Origin of the sequence: Chryseobacterium sp. JV274 (genome assembly GCF_903969135.1) — a bacterium.
Classification (GTDB): Bacteria; Bacteroidota; Bacteroidia; order Flavobacteriales; family Weeksellaceae; genus Chryseobacterium.
Genome location: NZ_LR824569.1, coordinates 4,455,516 through 4,481,382, shown reverse-complemented (window position 1 = coordinate 4,481,382; position 25,867 = coordinate 4,455,516). Strand labels below are relative to the sequence as shown.

At 37.6% G+C, this 25,867-nt stretch carries 23 protein-coding genes; 8 read left to right on the top strand and 15 right to left on the bottom strand.

The window, feature by feature from the left end; genetic code table 11:
- Nucleotide 1 precedes the first annotated feature (1 nt).
- From CHRYMOREF3P_RS20695 to CHRYMOREF3P_RS20665, 7 genes are read right to left on the bottom strand one after another with little or no spacing between them, the layout of a single operon-like run.
- The gene (locus CHRYMOREF3P_RS20695; RefSeq protein WP_162071551.1) at nucleotides 2-304 is read right to left on the bottom strand and encodes a hypothetical protein; all 303 of its coding nucleotides are present in this window, start codon (nucleotides 302-304) and stop codon (nucleotides 2-4) included.
- Nucleotides 282-905, bottom strand: coding sequence for a conjugative transposon protein TraK (gene traK, locus CHRYMOREF3P_RS20690; protein ID WP_180565410.1), 624 nt, complete (start codon nucleotides 903-905; stop codon nucleotides 282-284). Before traK ends, CHRYMOREF3P_RS20695 begins: the two co-directional genes overlap by 23 nt.
- Nucleotides 906-917: 12 nt before the next feature.
- Nucleotides 918-1,910 (bottom strand): conjugative transposon protein TraJ, encoded by a 993-nt coding sequence (traJ, locus tag CHRYMOREF3P_RS20685; RefSeq protein ID WP_162071553.1) that lies wholly within the window; start codon nucleotides 1,908-1,910, stop codon nucleotides 918-920.
- 1 nt (nucleotide 1,911) lies between these two features.
- Complete coding sequence (locus CHRYMOREF3P_RS20680; RefSeq protein ID WP_228453877.1) at nucleotides 1,912-2,517, bottom strand: DUF4141 domain-containing protein; 606 nt, start codon at nucleotides 2,515-2,517, stop codon at nucleotides 1,912-1,914.
- 48 nt (nucleotides 2,518-2,565) lie between these two features.
- Nucleotides 2,566-5,076, bottom strand: coding sequence for a TraG family conjugative transposon ATPase (locus CHRYMOREF3P_RS20675; protein WP_162071555.1), 2,511 nt, complete (start codon nucleotides 5,074-5,076; stop codon nucleotides 2,566-2,568).
- The gene (locus CHRYMOREF3P_RS20670) at nucleotides 5,073-5,405 is read right to left on the bottom strand and encodes a DUF4133 domain-containing protein (protein ID WP_162071556.1); all 333 of its coding nucleotides are present in this window, start codon (nucleotides 5,403-5,405) and stop codon (nucleotides 5,073-5,075) included. The genes CHRYMOREF3P_RS20675 and CHRYMOREF3P_RS20670 overlap by 4 nt, the downstream gene beginning before the upstream one ends.
- A gap of 9 nt (nucleotides 5,406-5,414) precedes the next feature.
- Nucleotides 5,415-5,720 (bottom strand): DUF4134 domain-containing protein, encoded by a 306-nt coding sequence (locus tag CHRYMOREF3P_RS20665; RefSeq protein WP_045495720.1) that lies wholly within the window; start codon nucleotides 5,718-5,720, stop codon nucleotides 5,415-5,417.
- A gap of 187 nt (nucleotides 5,721-5,907) precedes the next feature.
- Here CHRYMOREF3P_RS20665 and CHRYMOREF3P_RS20660 point away from each other — a divergent pair, with 187 nt between their 5' ends.
- On the top strand, nucleotides 5,908-6,882 hold the full coding sequence (locus tag CHRYMOREF3P_RS20660) for a YhcG family protein (RefSeq protein WP_002980937.1): 975 nt from the start codon (nucleotides 5,908-5,910) through the stop codon (nucleotides 6,880-6,882).
- Between the two features lie 33 nt (nucleotides 6,883-6,915).
- Here CHRYMOREF3P_RS20660 and CHRYMOREF3P_RS20655 read toward each other — a convergent pair whose 3' ends face one another.
- From CHRYMOREF3P_RS20655 to CHRYMOREF3P_RS20645, 3 genes are read right to left on the bottom strand one after another with little or no spacing between them, the layout of a single operon-like run.
- On the bottom strand, nucleotides 6,916-7,533 hold the full coding sequence (locus tag CHRYMOREF3P_RS20655) for a hypothetical protein (RefSeq protein ID WP_162071557.1): 618 nt from the start codon (nucleotides 7,531-7,533) through the stop codon (nucleotides 6,916-6,918).
- A 9-nt stretch (nucleotides 7,534-7,542) separates the two neighbouring features.
- Entirely contained in the window at nucleotides 7,543-7,935 is a 393-nt protein-coding gene (locus tag CHRYMOREF3P_RS20650) for a DUF3408 domain-containing protein (RefSeq protein WP_123319963.1), read from the bottom strand.
- Between the two features lie 3 nt (nucleotides 7,936-7,938).
- On the bottom strand, nucleotides 7,939-8,706 hold the full coding sequence (locus tag CHRYMOREF3P_RS20645; RefSeq protein WP_123319964.1) for a ParA family protein: 768 nt from the start codon (nucleotides 8,704-8,706) through the stop codon (nucleotides 7,939-7,941).
- A 633-nt stretch (nucleotides 8,707-9,339) separates the two neighbouring features.
- Here CHRYMOREF3P_RS20645 and mobA point away from each other — a divergent pair.
- The 3 genes from mobA to mobC all read left to right on the top strand — a co-directional run bounded on the left by mobA (nucleotide 9,340) and on the right by mobC (nucleotide 13,143).
- Nucleotides 9,340-9,774 carry a conjugal transfer protein MobA gene (mobA, locus tag CHRYMOREF3P_RS20640; RefSeq protein WP_162071558.1) on the top strand — a complete coding sequence of 145 codons (435 nt, stop codon included), beginning with the start codon at nucleotides 9,340-9,342 and terminating at the stop codon, nucleotides 9,772-9,774.
- Nucleotides 9,771-11,018 (top strand): conjugal transfer protein MobB, encoded by a 1,248-nt coding sequence (gene mobB / locus CHRYMOREF3P_RS20635; protein WP_123319966.1) that lies wholly within the window; start codon nucleotides 9,771-9,773, stop codon nucleotides 11,016-11,018. Before mobA ends, mobB begins: the two co-directional genes overlap by 4 nt.
- A 124-nt stretch (nucleotides 11,019-11,142) precedes the next feature.
- Nucleotides 11,143-13,143, top strand: coding sequence for a conjugal transfer protein MobC (gene mobC, locus CHRYMOREF3P_RS20630; protein ID WP_123319967.1), 2,001 nt, complete (start codon nucleotides 11,143-11,145; stop codon nucleotides 13,141-13,143).
- A 51-nt stretch (nucleotides 13,144-13,194) separates the two neighbouring features.
- On the opposite strand, the gene CHRYMOREF3P_RS20625 is transcribed toward mobC, so the two are convergent.
- Nucleotides 13,195-14,040, bottom strand: coding sequence for an RteC domain-containing protein (locus CHRYMOREF3P_RS20625; protein WP_180565409.1), 846 nt, complete (start codon nucleotides 14,038-14,040; stop codon nucleotides 13,195-13,197).
- A 46-nt stretch (nucleotides 14,041-14,086) separates the two neighbouring features.
- On the bottom strand, nucleotides 14,087-15,790 hold the full coding sequence (locus CHRYMOREF3P_RS20620; RefSeq protein WP_180565408.1) for a helix-turn-helix domain-containing protein: 1,704 nt from the start codon (nucleotides 15,788-15,790) through the stop codon (nucleotides 14,087-14,089).
- Nucleotides 15,791-16,067: 277 nt separating this feature from the next.
- On the opposite strand from CHRYMOREF3P_RS20620, the gene CHRYMOREF3P_RS20615 reads away from it, so the two are divergent.
- The 4 genes from CHRYMOREF3P_RS20615 to CHRYMOREF3P_RS20600 are packed head-to-tail and all read left to right on the top strand — an operon-like array spanning nucleotide 16,068 to nucleotide 18,321.
- Complete coding sequence (locus tag CHRYMOREF3P_RS20615) at nucleotides 16,068-16,304, top strand: hypothetical protein (protein ID WP_180565407.1); 237 nt, start codon at nucleotides 16,068-16,070, stop codon at nucleotides 16,302-16,304.
- 12 nt (nucleotides 16,305-16,316) lie between these two features.
- Nucleotides 16,317-16,484: a hypothetical protein gene (locus tag CHRYMOREF3P_RS20610; RefSeq protein WP_180565406.1), complete on the top strand. Its 168-nt coding sequence runs from the start codon at nucleotides 16,317-16,319 to the stop codon at nucleotides 16,482-16,484.
- 18 nt (nucleotides 16,485-16,502) lie between these two features.
- Nucleotides 16,503-18,023, top strand: coding sequence for a MauE/DoxX family redox-associated membrane protein (locus CHRYMOREF3P_RS20605; RefSeq protein ID WP_180565405.1), 1,521 nt, complete (start codon nucleotides 16,503-16,505; stop codon nucleotides 18,021-18,023).
- 25 nt (nucleotides 18,024-18,048) lie between these two features.
- Nucleotides 18,049-18,321, top strand: coding sequence for a hypothetical protein (locus CHRYMOREF3P_RS20600; RefSeq protein WP_062652783.1), 273 nt, complete (start codon nucleotides 18,049-18,051; stop codon nucleotides 18,319-18,321).
- A gap of 34 nt (nucleotides 18,322-18,355) precedes the next feature.
- Here CHRYMOREF3P_RS20600 and CHRYMOREF3P_RS20595 read toward each other — a convergent pair whose 3' ends face one another.
- From CHRYMOREF3P_RS20595 to CHRYMOREF3P_RS20585, 3 genes are read right to left on the bottom strand one after another with little or no spacing between them, the layout of a single operon-like run.
- Entirely contained in the window at nucleotides 18,356-20,908 is a 2,553-nt protein-coding gene (locus tag CHRYMOREF3P_RS20595; protein WP_232539077.1) for an alpha/beta hydrolase family protein, read from the bottom strand.
- The gene (locus CHRYMOREF3P_RS20590) at nucleotides 20,842-22,218 is read right to left on the bottom strand and encodes a RagB/SusD family nutrient uptake outer membrane protein (RefSeq protein ID WP_180565404.1); all 1,377 of its coding nucleotides are present in this window, start codon (nucleotides 22,216-22,218) and stop codon (nucleotides 20,842-20,844) included. The genes CHRYMOREF3P_RS20595 and CHRYMOREF3P_RS20590 overlap by 67 nt, the downstream gene beginning before the upstream one ends.
- Nucleotides 22,219-22,273: 55 nt before the next feature.
- A complete protein-coding gene (locus CHRYMOREF3P_RS20585; protein ID WP_180565403.1) occupies nucleotides 22,274-25,267 on the bottom strand; it encodes a SusC/RagA family TonB-linked outer membrane protein in 2,994 nt (997 codons plus the stop codon).
- Between the last annotated feature and the right edge of the window lie 600 nt (nucleotides 25,268-25,867).

Here is a 25,867-nt window from a genome sequence, read left to right as displayed (position 1 = left end):
CCTATTTTTTAGTAGATGAGTTTACTATTTCATTATGCGTCGATCTTTTTTCGATAAGTTTCTTAGAAATGCCGTCAATATGATTAATAGAAATGGTATTACTTCTTTGACCTGTAGAAATACAGATATTGACAATGACGATGACGGTTATCAAAACATAACCACTAAAGAAAACCTTGGTCAGGAATTTTTGTCGCTCTACCGGAAGAGATTTCCAGTGTGTATCAATCTTTGCAACATAATTTTCGAGTGTATCTCTTAGTTTTTTCATATCGGTCTTATTAGCGTTCAACAGTTTCGACATCTCTATTTTCAAGCACGTTGAATTTTTCAATGATAAATCCCTGAGGATTGCTGTCAGACCGTACAGAATTAACCAGTGAACAATTAGTGACTAAATTTCTGATGGTAAGATTGCTGGACCTGATTATAAACTGTCGTGCGTATGTTTTAACATCATAAGGGTAAGTGTCAAAGTTGGCAACGACACTATCTACCTCAACTCTCTGCTGGATATTACCGGAAATTATTCTGTTATAGTACCCTTTTTCCTGAAGGTCTTTATAGTAATTGAATGCAGATTGATCAGCCAAATTGAAAGCCCTTTTTACATTACTTTCAATAGCATTCTTATCTGGGGCAATGGTGAAGAACAATTCATGAAATCGTCTCACATGCTCTCTTGCTTCCACAGGTCTGTTGATCGACATATCCTGAGATAGCGCGACCATTAATGATTTGCCGTTGTCCAGCACGTAGATCTTCTGACGCTGCTTCTCGGCAAATTGATAGGATTTAAAGACAACTACCCCTACGACTCCAAAACACAACACCGCAAAAACGAATGTAAATAAACGGATCTGCTTGAAGCTGCTCTCAATATTTCTTAATGTTTTAAATTCCATAGAACTGTATTTTTATTTTAATAATCTTCCCGAAATATTTCCTGTGGCAGAACCTACTGCTGCTCCCGCAACATTACCTGATTTCGTGGCAGTTTGGTTTACATTACGCATGAAATTGCCGGCGCCTCCTGCCTGAATTACCCAGCCAGTCACCGTTGGCACCGTAAAATAACCTATGATCCCAATCACCATATAGATGATGTATACCGTATTGGAGGTATCGGGAATGAAAGTGGGATCTGCGAGCATCTCGATATCCCGTTCTAAGATCAAAGCCTGTATCTTGGCAAGAATGGCACTGAATATATCAGCAACAGGAAGCCATAGATAAACACTAACATATCTCGTCAACCATTGAGTTAAAGTAGTTTGGAAACCATCCCATACAGAAATGGCAAATGCGATAGGTCCTAATATTGAAAGGACAATCAGAAAGAAGGTTCTGATGGTATCAATAACTAAGGCTGCCGACTGAAACAGAATTTCAAGAAATTCACGAAAACCATCTCTGATATCTTTCTTGATGGCAAACATTTCTCGTTCAATATACATTCCGGACATCGTGACCAGATCCGATGGTGACCATCCGAGCTCTTCCAGCTTCTTGTCAAATTCTTCGTTTGAAATAAGGTAAGCCATCTCCGGATTCCTAAGCATCGCTTCTCGTTCTAAAAGATCCTTTTTCTGCTGCAGCTCGTTCATATCTAAGACCTGATTCTCCAGCATTGAATGGCTTCCCTGAACGATGGGACTCATTACCCCATTAAAACTTCCTAAAACCAATGTGGTGAAAAACATAATGCAGATGCCTATGGCAAAAGGTCTCAGCATGGGAAACAAATCAATCGATTCTGCACGGCTCAATGACTGCCAGACTTTTAGTGCTACATAGAATAAAGCGCCTAATCCTGCGACCCCTTTTGCCACAGCAGCCATATCAGCGCACATCGGCATCATTTCCTCATAAACGGAACGTAGGACTTCATGTAAGTTGCTTGGTTCCATCTTACCAGTATTTTTGATTAGAGGTTCCGTAAAGATCTAACACCCTTTGGGTATTGTTCTGCTTTTTAGCTCTCAGATAACTAACCGAAATATTCTTATTGGTATAGTATCGTACAAGATTATGATAAGCTTTAACCTCTTTATAAACCCGGTCAACAACATCCATCCTTTCTTTATCATTCAGAGAAAGACCGTTAGAGGTGATGATCTCTTTCAGTTCTTTCAATAGCTCTGTACTCTCGGTAAGAAGTGCAGAATAACCATTGGCAATCGACGCTAATTCTTGAGCATTGAAGTTGGGATCATTGAGCATCTTTCCGAAATTGTTGACATACATCTCAGAAACATCACCCACTAAAAGGACGGTCTGCTGAACCTTTCTGGCATCTTTGACCAGATTATTAATGGCTTTCAGCTGGTCATAATACTCCTTACCCTGTTCATACACTTTCTTAACTTCATTGAAGTTCTTAACAACGTTAGATACCGTTGATGAAGTCTGTACAATTTCATTGGCTGAGTTCAAAATTCCCGAAGCCAGGTTTGCGGGGTCTGTTACGACAAATTGTGCTTTTGTATAGGTTATGGCAGCAAAAAATGCTACCATTAAGGTTTTAATGATTAAATTTTTCATTGTTGTACATTTTTAAATGATTTAATTGTCTTTTCTATTCGATTTGATTCTACTAAGAGAAATCCTCTTGATGGCATGTTCGACATTCCCATCAAGTTCTGATGCAAGATTCATCACTTCCATCTTTTCCGTTTCTTCTGTAGTATATGCCAGATATTCTTCTGTTGAAACTTCAGTGGCATAGACTGCAGAGTGCGTTCCACCCAGTCCAATCCAGACTTCCTTGTACAGCCTTCTCGGATCGTTGTTCATATTGATCGACAGCACCTGGGACTTTTCTTTATCAGTCAATCCCAGCATCGCCTGAATATCATCGAACTTGTTCATATACTTCCTTTGGTCAAGAAGAATCTTACAATCCGAATTATTAATGATACTTTCTTTCACAATCGGTGACTGAATGATATCATCGACTTCCTGAGTTACTACAATGGCTTCTCCGAAGAATTTCCTGACGGTCTTGAACAGGTACTTGATATACTCAGCCATCCCCTCCTTGGCAATGGCTTTCCAGGCTTCTTCGATGAGGATGAGTTTTCTGACTCCTTTGAGTCTTCGCATCTTATTGATGAAGACTTCCATTATGATAATGGTCACAATAGGGAACAGAATCTTATGATCTTTAATGGCATCGATTTCAAAGACAATAAAACGCTTGGATAATAAGTCCAGCTGTTTCTCTGAATTGAGCAGATAGTCATACTCTCCTCCTCTATAGTAAGGTTCCAGCACATTGAGAAAGTTGGCAATATCAAAGTCTTTTTCCCTGACTTTCTTTTGCTCCAATACTTTCTGATAGTCATCTTTGACGTACTCATAGAATCCATTGAAAGAAGGATGCTGGTCATCGGTTTTAATTCTTTCGATATATCCGCTGACTGCATTGGAGAGTGCCACTTCCTCTGAACGGGTTGGTGGTTCATCGTCTCTTTTCCAAAGAGTCAGAATCAAGGTTTTTATACTCTCCCTTTTTTCAATGTCAAAAACGCCGTCATCAGTATAGAATGGATTGAAAGCGATAGGATTGTCCTCGGTATAAGTGAAATAAACCCCGTCCTCTCCTTTGGTCTTTCCTTTAATGAGTTCACATAATCCCTGATAGGAATTTCCGGTATCTACAAGAAGGACATGCGCTCCCTGCTCATAATACTGTCGCACCATATGGTTGGTGAAGAATGATTTACCACTGCCCGATGGTCCGAGGATAAATTTATTTCTATTGGTGATAATCCCCTGTTTCATCGGCAGATCTGAAATATCCAGATGAATAGGCTTTCCCGTTAGGCGGTCAGCCATTTTGATCCCAAAAGGTGATGGTGAATCCTGGTAGTTGGTCTCTTCTGTGAAAAAACACAAAGCAGGTTCAATAAATGTGTAAAAGCTTTCTTCACTAGGAAAATCTCCTGCATTACCGGGAATTCCAGCCCAATATAATGTTGCTGTATCTGTCGTATTATGACGGGGCCTACATTCCATTAAGGCTAGCGCACTACCCGTATCATTTTTTAATTGTTTGAGCTCAGCAGAATTATCAGACCATGACATCACATTAAAATGAGCGCGGATAGATTGTAACCCGAAAGAATGTGCTTCATTTAAATACTTTTCAATCCATTCCTTATTGATCTGATTGGCTCTACTATATCTGGCTAAAGAGTGCATATTCCTTGCAGATTTTTCAAACTGGCGAAGGTTCTCATCACTGTTGTCGATGAACAGATATTGGTTATAAATGTGATTGCAACTGAGCAGAAGTCCCACCGGAGAAGCAAATGAAAGAAGACAATCACTGCGGTCGGTGCTTAACTTCTCATACCGACTATGTGATGAAACTGTGCCTGGTAAATCCTCAGTATCCGATAAGGTGTGCATACTAATCCGGTTATTACCAATCCGCATTTCTTCCGAGCCTAATTTGATGTCCTGCAATGACGGATGGGTTTCACGGGATAGAGTCAGATACTGTTCCAGTAGTCCAGACCTCTCGGAAGTTCCTGCTATCTCATCTTCTGTCATCCTTTCCAGATGGATATAACCACTATCATTCATTATCCGCTCCAGCTGATCGACCGCTTCAAGAAAACGACCAATGATTTCTTTGTCTTTAATCTCTTTTGGAATCAGCTTGCCTTTACAGAGAGAAGAAAAATTGCTCTGCATCCTCATTCTCTCCTTACTGGTTTTCGTTATAAAGAGATAGCAGTAATGATTTAAAAAGGGTCTCTCATTGAAATGTCTTTCAAATGATTTGGAAAGAAAACTCTGGTCGTCTTTTGACAAATCAGGATTGTAGTTTTCTTTGATAAACCAGTCCTGTTTGTGAACAATGGTGAAATCCGGTAATGTTTTAATCACTTTAAACCAAACGGAATGGATGGCTTCATACTCAGCGGAAGCAACGGTAAACAGTTCGGGGAGTCTGACCTTAAAGCAGATGGTCACATCAGCGTCCTTTGAAATGATACAATCATTTTCAATCGCAAGCAGTGGAAATTTGCTTTCCAAGGTTGCTGCTTTGGAAGAATTTCTCATACGTCTGTTCTTTTACGGTTAGATTTCAAATACCGATAAATACTCTTTCGACTGATGATGTATTTTGGATGCTTTTTTTGAGCACCCATTTTCATCAGACCATGTTCCCCGTATTTTCTATTCAGTGCGAAAGTCTGCCCGGTAAGAAGTCCACTGCTAACTCCTCCAAGAATCAAACACAAATAAGTATTGACACCTGCCATATACATAACCATGACACAGATCAATATTCCTAAGAGCCCTCCACTGAAGATAAAGAGGTATTGCGCTTTAAGTCCCTTGAACTCTACCGTCCGTCCTATTCCTTTATTGATATAATAGATATTCATAACCGTCATTTAAAGGAAGAATGAGCGAAGAATTGTCGCTGCAACTATGAGGAAGATACATGCTCCAAACCAGCTTGCAGCGGTTTTACTGGTGTCAGGATCACCGCTGCTGAACTTGTTGTAAACCTTGACTCCTCCAATGAGTCCTACTACTGCACCTATGGCGTAAATTAATTGGGTAGCCGGCTCAAAATAAGAGGTGACCATCTGTGTAGCTTCGTTAATTCCGGCTGAACCATTGCCTTGACCAAATACCGAATTAATTGTTACCAATGTTAAAACAGCATACAGCAATTTTTTTCTTTGTTTTTTCATAATGAATAGATTTTTTGATTATGAAACCCGCACTTTACGGGCTTGAAGACAAAGATGTCCGAGTCTAGATACTCAGTAACAGGAATGGCATTGGATGGAATCTTTTGGCTGTTAAAGAACCGTGCGCCAGTCAGAATTCCTGTATAATTAATTGTAAATTTGTAAGGAATTTCAAAAAAGAGAAATCATGGATAAAAGGTTCACAGATATTATTGAGCTCATCAAACAGTCTCGTAACAATGCAATAAGAAAAGTCAATGAGGAACTCATCGATCTATACTGGAATATTGGTGAGTATATAAGCAAAAAGGTTGAGCTGAGTGAATGGGGACAGTCTGTGGTTAAAGAACTTTCTCAGTTTATCCAGACTCATGAACCTGAACTAAAAGGTTTTTCGGATAAGAATCTATGGAGAATGAAGCAATTTTATGAGACTTACAAGGAATTTCCAAAAATCTCAACACTGTTGAGAGAAATCAGCTGGTCTCATAATCTGTCCATATTCTCCAGATGTAAATCAATCGAGGAAAGGGAATTTTATATCAAGTTGACCAAACAGGAAAATTATAGCTTCCGGGAGTTAGAGAGACAGATATCCAGCAGCCTTTTTGAAAGAACGATGATTGGAAATTCAAAACTCTCAACAGTGTTGAGAGAAACCAACGCTGATATAGTCAATACATTTAAAGACAGCTATGTATTTGACTTTTTAAATCTGCCTGAAACATTCAATGAAAATGATCTCCAAAAAGGTTTAATTGAGCAGATGAAAAATTTTATCCTGGAGTTAGGACGGGATTTTCTTTTTATCAGCGAAGAGTACAAAGTACAGGTCGGCAATTCTGATTTTTATATCGATCTTTTATTCTTCCACAGGGGGCTGCAATGCCTTGTCGCTTTCGAACTGAAAGCAGATAAATTCAAACCCGAACATCTGGGTCAGCTTAACTTTTATCTAGAAGCTCTGGACAGGGATGTTAAACGTCAGAACGAAAATCCAAGCATCGGCGTACTGCTTTGTAAAGACAAGGACAGCGAAGTAGTAGAATATGCGCTCAGTAGAAGTCTTTCTCCGACAATGGTTTCTGAATACAAAACGCAGCTTCCCGACAAAAAGGTTCTGCAGAAAAAACTGCACGAATTGTTTGATAACAGATCTTAGTTGAAATTTATTAATAACAAAAGGGGAATTTGCCTAAACAAACTCCCCAATATCGAAACCTTCAACACCATCTTTGTAACTGGAAGATATGCCTTCAACATCATTCGAAATGCTCTGACTTAACAAATTTGAAATACGCTTCGAAGCCTCCCCCAACGAATTCTCCAAAAGATCAAAAAGCTCGGTCCCATGAATTTTTTGAATTATAGCAACTGCTTGCTGTTCTAAATCAGGTTCCAGCATATTCCGCTGTAACAGCTGACCCGCAGTACTCAATTCCTGAAAGGTAACCCCTGTAGCAAACCCGCTTTCGATATTAGAGTCCTGATACTTCCAATCTTCTTCCTCCTGCCCCCAATTATCCTTGATTAGGATATCATCAAGATTTTTATTCTCGGCTACATCTTCAGCTTTCCCGTTTCTGGTTTCTGATTCAAAATTATCTTCTACTAATGAAGTAAATTCAAGGTGGCTTTCAGTGGCTTCAACTGGCAAACCTTTTCTTTTTGTTTGCTTAATATCTCCCATTATAGATGGAGAAATTTTCTTAGTATTACCACTATCTTTCGCATGGACATTGACTGGGAATCTTCTGTCTAGAAGAATTAGAATGATAGCAATTAATAAACCTATAATGATTATTTTTTCCATAAAATGATATTAAAAGATGGGACGGTATTTGTTATTGAAATCATCAGTGATTTCCTTTTCAAACATTTCAAAATGATACGCCAGTATATTATCCAGATAAGCATACAGAGGAATCTGGTCATCGGCGATGATTTGAATAATGCGTGAGAGGCGCTCGTGATATTCAGGACGGATATAGATACTTTTATCACCACGCTTTGTCATTGTATGATGAGTAAGAAACTGTTCCATATAGCTTATATCTGAGGATTTCTTAGTATTCAATTTATTTTTTTTTACAGCTTTCTCCTTTTGGAGATCTGCATTTTGTACAGGAACTTCTTTCTGGGGACTTCCTGCCATAATGGACATCAGATATTGTTCATCGATACCGTTCTCTTCATTGTTATTGTCCTGTTCCATAATTTATAGTTTTACAATTCTTAAAAATTCTTCTACAAATTGATCCAACCTGCATTGAGCTAACAATTTAGGATCTGCAGGCAGTAAAGTCGATCGGAAAACAGTCTTTGTAATAGCCTCCCCTTCCTTTCTAAATCTTTTACTGTCTGTAATGCTTGTTTCCATAAGTGGCAGCCCTAAATCTAAAATCACTTTACTGTAGTTTTTGTAGAGCAACGTCCGTTCTCTTCCATCCACCTGATTCCAGAAAAGATGGACTGCCCGGATTCCCGTTTGAGTTTCTTTCATCAATACATTGGTTAGAACATCAGTGAAACTTAACGTACTTTCAAGCACAACACGATCCGCAGTAATGGGTGAAAAAATATAATGGACTTTCGTCAAAGTTTTTAAAATACCAGCCGTATTCACAGTTCCCGGTAGATCTAAAAATATAACATCAGGAATTGTTTCAGATCCAACAACATAAGCATCCATATCCTCTAAAACTTGGTCGGCTTTACTCTGGAAAATGGGATACGCTTTTTTATTAATACTCGTAAATTGTTTGTGAGCGATCTTTTTTAAAATCTCATTCTGCATCACCATTTTTAAATCCCGCTCTCTCATCTGAAGTAAACTGTACTGAGGAAAGTCACAGTCAAAAACGGCAACATGATACCTCATCCGATAATGAAGAATACTTGCTAGAAGTGATGTAAAAGTGCTTTTTCCTACCCCTCCTTTTTGGGTGGAAAATGCAATAATTGTAGGTTGGTTCTTTGTTTTCATTTTGCTTGATTTTGGTTATACATAATTGGGAAGAAAGACTGATTGACAGCCCCTGGCAATACATATATCAGGTTCCCTGTACTGCTTTCAGTGCTACTGGACGGAATTCCCGAAAGCTGTATTGACTTCAATCAGTTCTGGCTGAATGCCATTCATCCTGCAATCCTGAAAAATTGCTTTCCTGAAGACTATCTTTCACAGAGACTATCTTGACGGCTGGAATTCCGGAAGGCTGGCATGCTGGATTTCCACTATTCAGGATTTCTATCAGATCTGCAGTCAGGAAATCCCGCCCTCAATCTGATACAAATGAATACGATTTCTTCTTCGAAATATTCTTAATGGTCGTTTTTGGCTTTAAGTGACTGTCTTTGACTTTCTTTCTAATATTGTCCCTACAAATGATTGTGGTTTACTTTGTTTCAGAAGACTAAGGAGGTCTTGGGAAATTGAACTTTATGAATGCGATCAGTATTACATCTGCTTTATTACTGGAATTTCCTTTCACCCGAAAGGAGCAAGTTATGTTTTGAGTGCCTCATAACTATTTTCGTGCCTCAAAACAACTTGCCCTGGCTGGGGCTTTAAAAATCACTCCGAAGTCATGATTTTGTTAATATTAAATTGGATGCTATGGACGTAAATAATAAAAATAAAGGTGGACGTAAGCCTAAACTTCGCCCCAGTAAAAACAGATATGTATTCCGTCTTACGGATGAAGAAAACATTAATTTTCTAAAATTGTATGAGGCATCAGGAATGAACAGCAGAGCGAAATTTATTACAACAATTTTGTTTCAGAAAGAATTAAAAATTGTAAAAGTGGATATTTCAACAATAGATTATCATACTCAACTCACTAAATTCTTTTATCAGTTTCAATCGATTGGAAACAATTATAATCAGATTGTAAAAATTTTATACCGAAACTTTACTGAGAAAAAAGCTTCTTTCTATCTCTTTAAACTGGAAAATCATACCAGAGAACTAGCTTTAATTTGTAAGCAGATTATAGAACTTACCAAAGAATTTGAACAAAACCATATTCAAAAAAATTATGAAAAATGATCGCTAAAATTGGAAAAGGTGAAAACCTATGGGGTGCGCTTACCTACAATCAACAGAAAGTAGACAACGAAAAAGGAACTGTTTTATTTACTAACAAGATTCCTGATTTGTGGGATCGACCTTATTCGGTTAAATTTTTTCATCAGTATTTTGAACCCTACTTGATAGCCAATAACAAAACTGAAAAACCGGTAAGACATATCTCACTTAATCCTGATCCTGGAGATAAGGTTAATGACAAAGATTATCGGGAAATGGCCCAGCAATATATGCAGGAAATGGGTTATGGCAACCAACCCTACGTTGTCTTTAAACATACGGATATTGACAGGACTCACATTCATATCGTCACCACGTGTGTCCAGATCGATGGGAAGAAAATATCAGATCGCTATGATCACCCCCGATCAATGGAAGTCTGCAGGAAATTGGAAAAACGATACAACATAAAGGTTGCTGGTGAGAATAGAAGTTTAAATCAAAGCCCTATTTTTAAACCTGTAGATTATACTAAGGGGAATATCAAAACACAATTATCATCAGTAATAAGACACATGCCTCAAACATACAGCTTTCAAAGTATAGGTGCATATAACGCTTTACTCTCTCAATTCAATATCTCCGTTGAAGAAATTAGCGGAGAGCTTCATGGTAAAATGAGAAAAGGAATGGTCTATTTTGCTACAGATAAAAATGGAAAAAAAATAAGTTCCCCTTTTAAATCATCCCTTTTTGGCAAACGGGCAGGGTTGGAAAATATTCAGGTCCTCATTGAGAAGTCAAAAATGAAAAATAATCCTTCAAAACTCATTCTTAAAAGAACTATAGAAACTGCAATTAGCACAAGCAAATCGGAAGCTTCTTTTAAGACTCAACTTTTGGAACAGGGAATCGCTACAGTCATACGAAAGAATGATGAGGGAAGGATCTACGGAATCACATTTATAGATCATAACTCCAAATCTGTTTGGAATGGTTCACAGTTGAGTAAAGAGCTTTCAGCCAACTCATTCAATAAACTATGGAATGAGGTAGAAATAAAACGTGAAACAAAATACGATCATAATGATCACTTTAATTTATCTCAGGAAATATGCAAACAACAATTTCTTACGGATAGCATCAGCGGAGTTTTTGACGGATTTTTTAGCGGTTTATTATCTTCAGATACTAATGAGGATCAGGAGGAACAAATTTTCGAATCACAAATGAAAAAGAGACAAAGAAAAAGAAGAAAAAAATAATCTTCTTTTGCAAAAACGGTCTTATAACGATGCTCAAAGAGCCATAGTCAGCCAATAGATGCATGCAACGGCGCATTTATAGTTGAGAATACGTAATCCTGTATTTATGCGTCTAAAATGTTATATGCAGGGTGAAGACGATTTAAGAGGGCTTGCTAAAATCATGGCATTTATGCGAGCGGTCAGTATTATTATGGTATTAATGCATCTGTATTGGTTCTGTTACGGATTTTTTACACAGCAACAATGGACACTGGAACTTATCAATAAGATTCTTTATAATTTTAATAAGACCGCAGGCCTTTTTTCTCAACCTATTTATTCTAAGCTGTTCGCAATAGTTTTACTAGCTTTGAGTTGCCTTGGAACAAAGGGAGTAAAAAATGAAAAGATCACTTGGAAAAAAATTAGTATTGTTTTTTCTATTGGTTTTGTCTTATTCTTTTTAAACGCAATCCTCTTACAATCTGCCCGCAGTTTCACTTCTGTACTTTATATTCTATCTACTGGTTCCGGCTACATCTTCTTGATGCAGGCAGGAGTCTGGATAGGCCGTTTACTCAAAACAAACTTAATGACCGATGTTTTTAACAATGAGAATGAAAGCTTTCAGCAGGAAACCCAATTACTCTATAATGAATATTCTGTTAACCTTCCTACACAGTTCTATTATCAGGGAAACTGGCATCAGGGATGGATTAATGTGGTGAATCCTTTTCGTGCCACCATTGTCTTAGGAACTCCAGGTTCAGGAAAATCCTATGCTGTTGTCAACAACTATATAAGACAGCATATCGAAAAAGGATTTTCCATGTATATCTATGATTTTAAATTCGATGATTTATCAACCATTGCGTACAACCATCTTCTCAATCATTCTGATGCTTATACCGTAAAGCCGAAATTCTATATCATCAACTTTGACGACCCTAGAAAAAGCCATCGATGTAATCCTTTAAACCCCGATTTTATGACGGATATATCGGATGCTTACGAAGCTGCCTACACCATCATGTTAAATCTCAATAGAAGCTGGATACAAAAACAGGGTGACTTCTTTGTTGAAAGTCCCATTATATTGTTAGCTGCAATCATATGGTTTCTTAAGATATATAAGAACGGTAAATACTGTACTTTTCCACATGCTATTGAACTGCTTAACAAAAAATATGAAGAGGTCTTTACGATATTAACCTCTTATTCTGAATTAGAGAACTACCTATCTCCTTTTATGGATGCATGGCAAGGGGGTGCCCAGGATCAATTGCAGGGGCAAATCGCTTCTGCAAAGATTCCTTTGTCAAGAATGATCTCACCACAATTATACTGGGTAATGACCGGAGACGATTTTTCTTTGGATATCAATAATCCCAATGAGCCTAAAATTCTGTGTGTTGGAAATAATCCTGATCGTCAGAATATTTATTCTGCTGCTCTTGGGCTATACAATTCGAGAATTGTGAAGCTGATTAATAAAAAAGGACAGTTGAAGAGTTCAGTGATTATTGATGAGTTGCCTACTATTTATTTCAGAGGACTGGATAATTTAATTGCTACTGCCAGAAGTAATAAAGTTTCCGTATGTCTTGGATTCCAAGATTTTTCTCAGTTGACAAGAGACTATGGAGATAAGGAAAGTAAAGTCATTCAGAATACGGTCGGCAATATTTTCAGCGGTCAGGTGGTTGGGGAAACAGCAAAAACCTTATCTGAACGTTTTGGAAAAATACTGCAAAAAAGACAGAGTATATCCATCAATAGGAACGATACTTCGACCTCTATTTCTACCCAATTGGACAGTTTGATACCTGCTTCGAAGATCTCTACCCTGACCCAGGGATTTTTTGTCGGTGCTGTATCTGATAACTTTGATGAAAGGATTCAGCAGAAGATTTTTCATTCCGAGATTGTCGTAGACAATGTTAAGCTTTCTCAAGAAATGAAAAGTTTTCAGCAGATACCACCGATCCGATCCTTTATTGATGAAGACGGGAATGATTCTATGACCAGGCAGATTCAGGATAATTACAGAGAAATTAAGTCAGATATTCTCAATATCATCACAGATGAAATGGATCGAATAAAAAATGATCCTGATTTGCAGCATTTATTGAAATCGGATTAAAGAATGAAACCTCAAATACCATACGATTTGAGGTTTTCATTTGTATGTATGTTACTCAGCATCAATGTTCATAAAATATTGATTCAAATTGTCACTCACCAATTGAAGGAATTTGGTTGGTCCCTGTTTCCGGTTACGGATTTCAAAGATGGTTTTATGAAAGTTACCTAAATCGCAATCCAATGACTTTTCTGTAAATTTTATGACTTCGCTTAACTCTATATTACCGCCGTTAAAACAACGCATCTGGTAAAGTGCATAGATAAGCTCTATAAGACCGACCTTTGACCCCGACCAGCTCAAAGGAGAAAATACTTTTGTGGTAAAGGTATCATTTGAATTTTCGATTTGCTTCTTTAAATACTGATCGAACTGCTGATTGGAAATAAATCTGGCGATCATATGATCGTGGGATGTTGTAAAACTTGGATCATAATTATAAAATCCGGATGATAGCTTCATTTTTAGGTCGTAGGAATTACGAACAAATATTTTATGATCAAGATAGGTTGCTTCCCGTTTATAGTAACTGTAAAATTCAGAATGCTCCAAATAAAAGTCTTTCAACTTTTCCTGTTCTGCTTCATAATATTTTTTTAAAGTCTTATTTCCGGCAGCCGGCTTATGAGATTCAATATCCAGTACTGCAGAATAATAAATAAATTTTGAGATAAACTGCGGTTTCAGTTTTTTAAAAAAGAATACTTCTTCAGCAATATGATCAAAATGATGGTTGGAAACCAAAAGTTTTAATTTCCTTATCGACTCATCAATAATAAGTAATGCCTTTTCTGAAATTTTGATCAGGTCATTTCCGTCAGCATTGACTTCGTTAATCTTTAGGTCCAGATCCTCCAATAACTTCGAAGTTCTTTTAAAAATAGTTTTTGTTACCATGTCCTTTTTTAAGGAATTTACAAAAATTACCTAAAGCACGACTTAATCAACTAATACCCAGCTCCTTTTTCCGATTCTTTATATAATCAGTAGGTCTGATCCCATTGATGTCAAAGAACAGATTTGAAAAGTTCTGGCGTGCCGCTATACCACATTCATCAGCCAGAGCCTCGATAGTATAATTTAAATATTTACTGTTGGTATTAAGTAGATTAGTGATATAATTAATTCTCAGTTCAGCCATGTATTTATTAAAATTAATCCCTTTTTGTTCATTGATATAAACCGAAAGATAGTGGGAATTGGTTCCCAGCTTTAAAGCAATACTTTTCTGCGTAATCCCTTTCTTTTTGAAATGTTGCTCCTGCTCAAACTTCTCAAGTTTTTCTTTTATTTCTAAAGCCATTTCCGGGGTAAGAGAAGTCTTTCTTACAGGCAGTTCTATCATTTCTTCTCTTAAAATATCATTCATATTATATTTTCCTTCAGCAATTCTCTTTTGAAGAAGCTGATATTGTTTTTTTATCTTTTGATCTCTTCGATACCGGACAACAAAAAAAACAAGAACTACACTTCCTGAAACAATCAGTATCTGAGCCAATACTATTTTTTTAGTACTGGATCTCTCGATTTCTTCTTTTGCATCCATCAGTGTACGTCGGTCAAAATCTTTATGAAGTTTCAAAGATAAATAGGGAAAATCTTTACTGATTAAACTGTCAGCTTTTAAAAGCTGATTGGTATAGTACAGTTGCTTTTCGAGGTCTCTATCTTTATAATGATCGATAAGATAGTGATAACTCTTATAGACCTCAGGAAGTATAAAATCATGTTTATTGAAAATAGAGTCTATTTTGTTATAACATCCTACAGCCTTATTTACATTATCCTGTGCTTCATATGTTTTACCCAGATAATAATATACTACAGAAGCCCAGGCGAAATCATTTCTCTTTAGAATATTGGGTAAAGATTTTTGCAAGTGATCCTGAGCACCAACATAATCTTTATGATGAAATCTGGAAATTCCGATGCATTTTAGGAAATAGCTTTTTTCAAGCACAAAATCATTATTATTGGCAGTTAGCCGATAACCTAAATTGCTTAAACTATCACTCTTGGCAAAATGATGCAGATATCTGTTGAGTACAGTCAGTTGATGTAAGCAGTTGAGATACGCCTTCTCATAGTTAAACTGTTCATTTTCATGATGGTTTTCATTCAGCTTTGACCTGTAAAATGAAGTACATTCAAGAAAATGCTTCATGGCGTCATCATAATAGCCCAAATGACTTTTTACAATTCCTAAATGATAAAGGACTTTATACCTATGGTACTCATCCTTTGAGCCTTTTGAATGCGCATAGGCTTTAATGTATTCATTTAAAGCCAGCTTAAATTTTTTTTGATAAAAATAATAGATAATTCCCTTGCTTAAATATTCTTTACTGATGTCATCTTGGCTTCCATGCTGTAAACTGACAGTAAGCGCACTGTCAGCATACTTCATCTTGTTTTTATAATCAAACTGTCTTGCATCTCTATACCCTTGAATCAGCTTTGAAAAATTATTTTCGTTTTTTGCTTTCTCAATGTACAGTTTTACATAGGGCATTGCATGAATGTCATCTATTGCCATTTTTTCATAAGGCTTTCTAATTTCACTGAAAGTTTTTTCATCTTTCTTTTGTGAAAATAAAAATTGTGAAAAAACAGGAAATAAGATGAGAAAGTAATAAAACTTTTTCATAGACTGATATTTAGAACCTCACCATCTCAAAAATAAACATTTATGTTTTAAATAAATCAAATTTCAATGAATTAAATAACAGAAAGACAAAAATCCTGTAAAATATGCAAATACAGCCACTTGAACTCTGATATTCTCATGTATTAATTTTAAAATTGAGACGTAACAATTTTAAAATAGAGCCATATAACAGTTTTTTTTAGCTCATAAGCCGGATAATTTTGACATCAGAATTCTAATATAATCCGGCCGGGATAACCCAATTAAAATTATCAAAATGAAAAAGTTTATCCCATTTTTTAGCATAATCATCGCAGCAGTTTGTCTACAAAACTGCACCCATCGAGATGAAGATATGATTTCAGATAGTGAATATATTGAAAAATCAGATCCCACAATAAATGGCTTAGTAATGAAACAGGATTCTGCTAAATCCATAGAAGTCATTGAAGATCCTGGAACAAAAGATCCTCCTGTCAGAGACGGTGATAATTGGCGGCTTACTCAGCATTAAAAACAAAAAAATATGATTCCCCATACCTACATATCAGTTGTTACAGGCTTACCATGTCCAAAGAGTGGCATCTGGGAAAGTATGGGGAATTTTAAGACTACCATAACCCTTTTTAAGGGTGAACCAATGCCTGAATACTGCGGATGGAAAATCAAATGGAGACTGGTTCAGGTCTGTTAAACATAATAATGACATACCATGAAAAACGTACAAACTATCTTTATCAAAACTGTTTCCTGCTTTTTTATTCTGTTGTTTGTTTATGCAAGTGTGAGCAAATTGCTTGATTTTGAAAACTTTCAAGTACAGATTGCTCAGTCACCTTTACTAAGTGCTTATGCAGGGGGTATTTCTTATGCTGTTATTATTGTGGAATTAATTATTGTACTGTTATTAACTTTTCCAAGCAGGAGATTAATCGGATTATACTTATCAACTGCATTAATGTCAGCATTTACGATGTATATATTTCTCATTCTAAATTTCAGTGACTTTGTCCCTTGCTCATGTGGAGGGATCCTGGAAAAAATGGGATGGACTGAACATCTGATTTTTAATATTCTTTGTGTAGTTATAGGAGGTCTATCTGTTCTTATCATCGGAAGAGCAAATCATAACACTCACCGTAAAACGGCATTGATCTTAGGAATTTCCAATATTTTGAGTTGTATTCTTGTCATTGTTTTGTTTTTTAAGTCAGAATACATTATAAAACAGGAAAACAATTTTACAAGAAGGTTTCTGATGCATCCTATTTTAAAAGTAAAAAGTATGGATCTTGAGAACCATTCATTTTATTTTGCTGGTGCTAAAAATGAAGAGCTTTACTTAGCTAACCGAAGCCTCCCTCAAAATTTATTAGCAGTTGATTCACTTTTAAAGAAAGCTGTAAATACAAAGATTGATCTGGAACTCAGCAAATATCCATTTAAAAAAATAGAGATTAAAGTTAAAGATCACCATTATTATATCTATGATGGAAATGTACCCATCATATTAAAAGGCAAATTAGGTGATGTAAAAAGCAAAATAATCAGTTTTAACGATGCATTTTTTAGCCAGCTTGAAATTATTGACAGTAATAAAATTGCCATTCGCACCCTCTCATCTCAAACCAGAAATTTAACGTTGGGAACTATTTTAATCAATCACAATGGCAAAAATCAGGTGACACTGCATCCTGATTTACTTGAAAAGCAGTTGGATGGTTTTTTTGATTCTGACGGCTATCTTTCATCTGATCCTATAAGACCAACTGTCAGCTATATCTACAGTTATAGAAACCAGTTTCTTGTCATGAACCATTCAATGCAGCTTATTCACAGATGGAGAACTATTGATACGACTAAAATCGCACAGATTAAAGTAACATCGCTATCCAATGGAAAATCTAAAATGTCTAAACCTGCACTAAAAGTTAACGGGCATGCGATCGTATACAGAGGTCTGTTATTTAACCCTGCTCAATTAAGAGGAAGACATGAATCTTTAAACAGATGGAAGGAAAGCAAAGTTATTGACATCTATAATACCGAATCTCAGGAATATATTGGCAGTATGTACATCGACAATATTAAAAATAATACCATGTCAGATTTTAGAATTACCGATGAGCATTTGTACGCAATTATTGGAAATCAGCTGGTACAATATAAACTTACCCAGCCCCTGAAAAAACATTTTAAAAACGGGGAAGCCGAAAACCGTGTTTCAGAGTAGGCAGCAAATCAAATATTTTTTTATTATGAAAAAAATTCTTTTTCCTGTCATCCTGGTAGCACTGGGAACAGGGTCAGCTTTTGCCACCATGTTGGCAAAGAAGAGTACACGAGCTTTAGAGCCGGCTTACAGAATTGTTAGCTTAGGTGGTGGTCAGTTCAAATGTGAGGATGCTGATCAGGAATGCAGCAATATCGTTTCCGGTGATGTCTGTGAATGGGCATTAGATACCAGCGTTGAACTGCATAGAATCGGTTCAGGCACGATGTGTGGAACGCCACTTTATAAAATTCCTTAGTGCATTGTATAAAGTATTAATTAAATGAGGGACGCTATTCTGCGTCCCTTTTCATTTCTTTATCGATCCATCCTATATCTTTCCGCCTTTTCAGGTGATAGTCCCACCATTCTAAGATTTTAGTATTAAGATCCCTGATGTCTTCGGAACTTTTCTTGAAGGTGTGTTCCTGATCTGCATACATCAGTGCCACCACCTTTTTTCTGTTTCTTAATAATCCCATATAGAAGCTCATGGTTTGCGTTGGCGGAATATTAGTGTCTTTCTTACCTGCCCAAAGCAATACAGGTGCGTTGACTTTCTCAATAAAATTGATGGGATTATTTTTATAATACAGGTCCTTATCCTCTGAAAAAGAAACTCCCATTGAAAACTGCCCTGTTTCAAATCTTGAATAGTCTGCTATTTTAAACAGTTCATTAAATGAAAAGTAAGTATTCATAATATCACTAAGACCTGCCCCCGAGACATAGGCTGAGAACCTTTCTGAATGGGTAGCGATAAAATTGGTCTCATAACCACCAAATGAGTGTCCTGTCAAACCCATGCGTCTAAAATCAATATTTTCATTTTCCCGAATCGCATCTAATCCAGAATGAACACAATCAAGTGCCGAAATTCCCGGCCCCCTTCTATCTGAAACAATGTCCGGTTGAAAAACCATATAACCGTTCTCAAGAAGCAGTCGAATATTGAATCCACTGGGTCCCCAGGCGGGATACAGGTATTTGTTGAATTCATCATGCTGAATACTGTATACCTGTACCACCAAAGGATATTTTTTTGTCTTGTCGAATTTAATGGGATAATATAGAACTCCTTTCAGGTCCTTACCTTCACTGTTGGTGTATGAAATAACATTCTGCTGCAAGTCTATCGCTTCTTTATCATGAAGGTTGGTTGTATAAAGTACCTTCTTTTGACCTGATGACTTGCTTTTGCTGTACAACCGTGGAGACATGTTGTAGTTTTCTTCGATCGAATACATTAAATCATGCTTGTCCTTTTGCGAGAACATTTTAATCCTGTTGCTGCTGTACGGCATTATTTTTTTGAGCTTACCTTTATAAAAAGAATAATATCCGGACTCATTATGATTTTCTCTCCTGATATGCAGCATCAACGGCTGTGACATTTCAATAGTTCGTTGTGTTATCTTAAAAGATTCCATCTGATGAATCATTTTTCCACTGTATTCATAAAAGCTGATTTTGCTGTTCTCTTGTTTAAATGCTGTTTTTAACACACCTGTTTCCAGGTGATAATTGATCAGTCGGTCTCCTGCCGTAAAGAGCAAACTGCCATCAGGCATAAAGATAGGATAGCTTAATGTTCCATTATAATCGATCATTTTTGTCTGCTTTAACAGATGATCGTAGACCATCCATTGATTCTTATACATCAGAAATCCGATGGTGTAACGACTGTCCTTTCCTATGACCATTTCTGAAGCATTCTCAAAAACAAGTTCAGATTTGTTTTCTAAAAGGTCATATCGATATACATTCAGGCTTCTAAATCCACGGTAATCATTGTCCTCCCTGGCATTATACGTCCAAAAATAACGTGGATGGTCTGTCGCTACATAGACCTGCATTGATTTAGGAGGGATAGAATGAACTTGATTATTTTTAACATTCCATACCATATACTGATGCTCAATCAGCCCCTGGTCCTTATTGCGCAGATATTTGTCTCCTCCATACCATATTTCAAGTTTTCCAGTTTTCTCGGGGAGGTTCCTAACGGAAATATCAATCAAAAAAGTTTCAGAAGGACCTGCTTCAGTTAATTTCATGTTTTGGGCATCTCCTAGACTGATCCGGTTGTTATGAAACAGCTGTCCGTCTGATACTCTCAACAATCTTATCCTGATCTTTCCATTAGGACCTATTTTTTCTTTTACAACAATAAATCTCTCTGATTCTAAAAGATCCATCGCAACAATGTTAGTTGCAGTGGAATAAAGCAATTTCATAGTGCTTCCATTCCAATTCAATATTTGATGAAATCCTCCACTTTCAGCAAGAATATAAACCTGTCCCTGCTCCGAAATAGTATAGTTCAATGTTGCCACCTCATGGTGAAGCACTTTTCCTTTGGCATTATAGATTTTCAGGTTTTTATCAGTACCCAATATGAAATATTGCTTCAGGGTTTCATTGACATTGCATCGCTGTACACTATCATAAATTTCTCTTTTTTTGGACTTCAGCTCAATTAATTCAGCCCTGCCCGGTCCTGAAGCAAAGACCGTATAATTGTTCAGAAAACTGATGTTGCTCTTTTTTAAAATGGTATCGGATGGAATGACTGCTGATTGGCGGTCAAACACAAGAACTGAATCAGAATTATTTGCATACATTTTAGTGAGCAAAACGAATCGCTGATCTTCAGATACCTTCATCTGACCTATCATCGTGGAGAAACGCGACATCCACTGGTCCAATTCCTTAATCGACCTCTGTGCATTAAAGCAATGCGGAGAAAACAGCAGAATAATTAAACAATACACTCTCATTAGTAACCTAAATTTTGAGGATTCAGATGGGGATTGAGCAGCAGTTCCTGTTGCGGAAGAGGCCATACTTTATGTTGATCTTTCCAGTTGGGTTTGGTCTGCTGTAGTTCATTAAGCTTTCCTGCTCTTTTCAAATCGAGAAATCGATGTCCCATTTCTGTAAAAAATTCTTTTCTGTTTTCATTAAGGATTTCCTCAAGAAGCTGCTGTTGTGTAACAGAACTGCCAAGCAAAGGCTGTCCTGCCCTTTGTTTGATCGGGTTAATAAACGGTAGGGCCTCTGACATTTTATTTTGTTGAGCCAGAGCCTCTGCCAACAGTAAATAGGCCTCTTCCAGTCTGAAGACAATGGAGTTTTCTGTGGAGTTGGAAGACCTTGCTTTGTATTTTTCCGCTCTGTACCAGGTGTTGCTCCCAACTGTAACAGTTCCCATCCAATATTGCTTTCTAAGATCTCCATTCAGAAACGAGCTGACCAGAGATGTGGAAAGTGCCATAGAGGTTGGAGCAACATTAACAAAATAATAAATAGTTGCTTCCTTTACCGCATCCCCATTGTTTTTAGGCTTAAGCTGCCAGATAATATGGCTGCCATTTTTAAGAAAGACCTTGGTGATATCATTTTGAAACTGATACAGTGGACTCTGAACAACTGTTTTCAAGGTGGCTTCTGCCTCACTCCATTTCAGCTGTTGCATCTGAACTTTGCCCAGAAGAAGCTGGGCTGTTTTTTTATTAATATAGATGCGTTCATTATTTTGGTATGTATCAGAAAGCAGTTCAATAGCTTCCTTCACATCAGATTCAATTCTCATCAGCACTTCTGCAGAAGGTGTTTTTGAAATACTCTGATTGATCATATAATTGGTGGTCACAGGAAAAGGAATATCTCCATAAACCTGCTGAACGTAAAAAAGGAGCAAAGAGCGGATAACCAGGGTCTCCCCTTTTATCCTTGCTTTATCAGCTGCCGGAATATGACCTGCTCCTTCCAGCCCTTCGAGTATGGAATTGCTGACATATATTTTCTGATACGCAGCATTCCAGAACGAACTGACAAACTGATTGGAATCAATCTGAGTATTATTGGATAGTTCAGGCAGCCCATTAGTGGCATTGACTGCATAGTAGGTAAGGTCATCAGTATAGAGACTCAAAAGCCTTCCGCTTTGATCTCCCGTAACAGGTGATGATTCCCACAATCCGGCATACAATCCAGATAATACGGCGTTGGCAGTCTGAGTATCACTGAAAACGGTTTCTGACAACATTTGGTTGTCGGGCAATTCCACTTCCAGCATTTTTTCACACGATATGGCGGTACTCATCAGAGAGATGAGCACTGCCATTATTATACTATTGAATATTGATTTCATTGTTTTTGTATTGGGTTAAATAATATGACGGTCTTTGGTTGCCGTTAAGCATTCATTACAGCGTAAGTTGAATGCCCAATGAATAAGTTTTCAAGGGAGGCAAGAATCCAAAAGAGGTCATCTCGGGATCAATTCCAAAAAACTTCGTCCATGTCCAGAGGTTCTGCCCCTGAAAGTAAAGCTTTACTTCCCTGAAAATACCTGAATCCAAAGAAAGATTATAGGTAAGCTGCACATTTTTAAACCTTATAAATGAAGCATCAGAAACACTGGCATCACTATTTTGAAAAAGGCTATGCGAAGAATTGGACGTAGAGCGGTATGGCATATAAATGCCGGTGGGATTTGAAGGCGACCATACATTCAATGCCTCCACCGGGAGATTCGCCATAATACCTGGTGAAGAAATTGCTGAGTTATAGTTTCGGCTCTGCTGCTTTACAAATTGCAACAAAAATGAAAAGTTCCAGTTTCGGTAGCGTAATTCATTGCTTAGTCCTCCGTAAAACTGCTGTCCAAGATTTCTGATCACCTGTCTGTCCTCCGGTGATGCGATCTTTCCGTCGCCATTGAAATCGGTAAAATCATACACCAAGGTAGTGGGATTTACCCCCTGAAGCTGGTATAGTTTAACAATGTTCACAGGCTGTCCGATCACATAAGTATTAGCATAGGATGAACCTTCAAGTCCAGGAAAGGAAATCAGCTTGTTTCGTGGAATAGTGATATTGAAAGAACTTTTCCATGAAAAATTTCCCTTATTGATAATTTCTCCGCTGGCCTCAAATTCAAATCCTGTATTCTGAATAACAGCATCCAGATTGGCCAGCACACTGCTGAATCCCGTTACTGAGGAAAGCTGATAGCCTACCAATTGATTTCCTGAGCGGTTTCGGTAATACGCAGCACTTAGGTTAAGCCTGTTGTTGAACAAACCTAGTTCAAGAGCAGCTTCTGTTTTGATCGTTCTTTCCCAGCTGAAATCAGGATTGTAGAGTTTTGTTGGAGCCAGTCCGGTGCTGCCATTATAGATGAGATTAGCCGTAGCAAAGGTATCAAGGTATTGGTAATCCCCGATATTATCACTTCCTGATGAACCATAACTCCCTCTCAGCTTTCCAAAACTGAGCCATGAGATGTTCTTCATAAAGTCTTCTTCCGAAAACAGCCATGCTGCCCCAATGGCACCGAATATTGCATATTTATTATTCGGACCGAATCTGCTGCTGCCGTCTCTTCTTCCTGTAAGATTGAGGATATATTTTTTATCGTACTGATAGTTGATTCTGCCGAAAAAAGCACCGTACCGGTATTCAGTACTGATCTGGTCAAGGACGACTTTATTAATTGCAGCACCTATATTATAGATAAAGGCATTACTCTCAAAACCAGATCCCTGAATTTCACCTCGGTCTGAAACATCTCTCTGATAGGTACCTCCCATCAGGATATCAAATTTATGTTTACCTGCTCTGTACATCCAGCTTATCTGGGGTTCTATCACCATAGACAGTCTGTACTGGTTGGATTTTGAAGACATGGAATTGAGAGGTGTTGCCCCAGCAGAAGGGCTATACGCCGTACTCGGACGAAGTGACCATTCGTCAAAAGTCTGATAGGTTAAACCTCCATTGAGTTTGAGCTTAAAGTTGTCAAAAGCTTCATACTCCATACTGATGTTGTTAAGGAATTGCAGATTGTTATTGGAATAGGAGTTCTCAAAAGCCGCTGCGGGATTCGTAAACGTATTGTTTTCCCAGTTAAGGTTACCTTCCGCATCATAAAGAGCGGGTGCATTGGGAGCCAGAATATACGACTGTCTTGTCGCATCAGAGGTAATCAGGTTATTGTCTGTTGCTGTAAAAATATTGGATGAGTTAAAACTGAATTTTCGATCAGCAGACCTGTGGCTGATATTTCCTGAAACGATATTGGTTCTGTATCTGAAATCCCTGCCAAACACCGTGGTTTGTTCATTATGACTAAGACTGAGCAGGAAATTAGTATTTTCACTTCCCCCACTGAGTGAAAGCTGGGTATTTGACAAAGCGGCATAATGACCAATCAGTTCCTTTCTCCAATCGGTATAACGATTGGAATCCCAAGTTCCGTTGATGTCATAGGCGTTAGCAGGATAGACAGAGATATTACTGTTGGCAAATGCCTGCTTTCTCATATCAAGATACTGAGCAGTATTCATCATTTTAAGGTTTGAAATGGCATGGCTCAGACCATAGGAAGAGTTCAGGGTCAGTTTTACCTTTCCCTTTTTCCCTTTTTTGGTGGTCACCAGCACTACTCCATTAGCACCTCTTGAGCCATAGATGGCAGTAGCATCAGCATCTTTCAGAATCTCGAAACTTTCAATATCGTTAGGATTTATACTGTTTAACGGATTGATATCTGCATTGGGAAGGATACTTCCTGCATAGGAGGAACTCATTCCCGTACCTACCGGAACACCATCAATAATATAGAGCGGCTGATTGCCATCAATTACGGAATTGCTTCGGGTCCGAAGGCTGTTTCTACCTCTGATCTGAATATCAAATCCACCTCCGGGAGTTCCTGAATTCTGGGTGATACTGACTCCTGCCATTCTTCCCTGTGCTGCTGACAGGACATTGGAGACAGGCTGATTTTCTATATCTTTTGCTGAAACTTTGGCGATACTACCGGTTCTTTCTTTGTCTTTAACCTTGTAGTAGCCAGCGTTGAGAATAACTTCTTCGATTCCCTTTACTTTTTGTTCTAAGCTGATATTAACGACGGTCTGATTAGTGAGTCTGAATTTTTCTTCTGCATAATCAGGGTGTCTGAACAATAGGATGGGATTTTCTGCTGAAACCTGTAAAGTATAGGTTCCGTTGTTGCCGGTCATGGTTACCTGATCACTGCCCTCTTGAGAGATTACGACTCCTGGAAGAGGTTTGCCTGATGAGGTTATGGTACCGGAAATGGTGCGTGTCTGGGCTTTTATAGTAATGCTTACAGCGGTCAATATGAGCCCAAAGAAAATGCCTCCTATATGGTAATAGGAATTTTTCATAGATTTGTAAAGGTTTTTAATTTTTAAAGATTAATTACTGAACTACGCTCTTTCCCGTTGGTCTGCAAACTCTATGGGAAGGGGCTTTTTTCTTTCTTCTGATTTTTAAGTTGAGTAGTTTTTTTGATTCATTTTTTAGATAAAGACTTTCCTGATGCCCTTTGGTATGAAAAAGGACTGGTGAGGTTCTGTAAGCAGTGACCGTAAGGCACCGGAAAGAATTTAATATGAATGAAATCTGTGTTCCCGTGTAAGCTTTTTAAAGCCGCAATAGGTTGTACATTCCTATTGTATCGTGTAGTCTGATACTATGTTTAGGAAGCGGGCTTAGATTTATGATGTAGAGATAAAGCGAACGGCATGGGAAAAAAACGGCATGGGACTCTACAATATCAGCTTAGGGGTACTGGTATACCTTGGAACAGATAAGAGAGCCCACGCCTAGGTCGTGAGCTTAATACTTATCCTCTCGTTCCGTAAATTACCAGTTTTCTAAGCGAGATTCTAAGCAATAGCTTCTATTATTCTTTGAAGTATCGCAAAATTACATTTTAGCTGTAATTTTTACAAATATATCACTTATCATTATTCGATACAAAT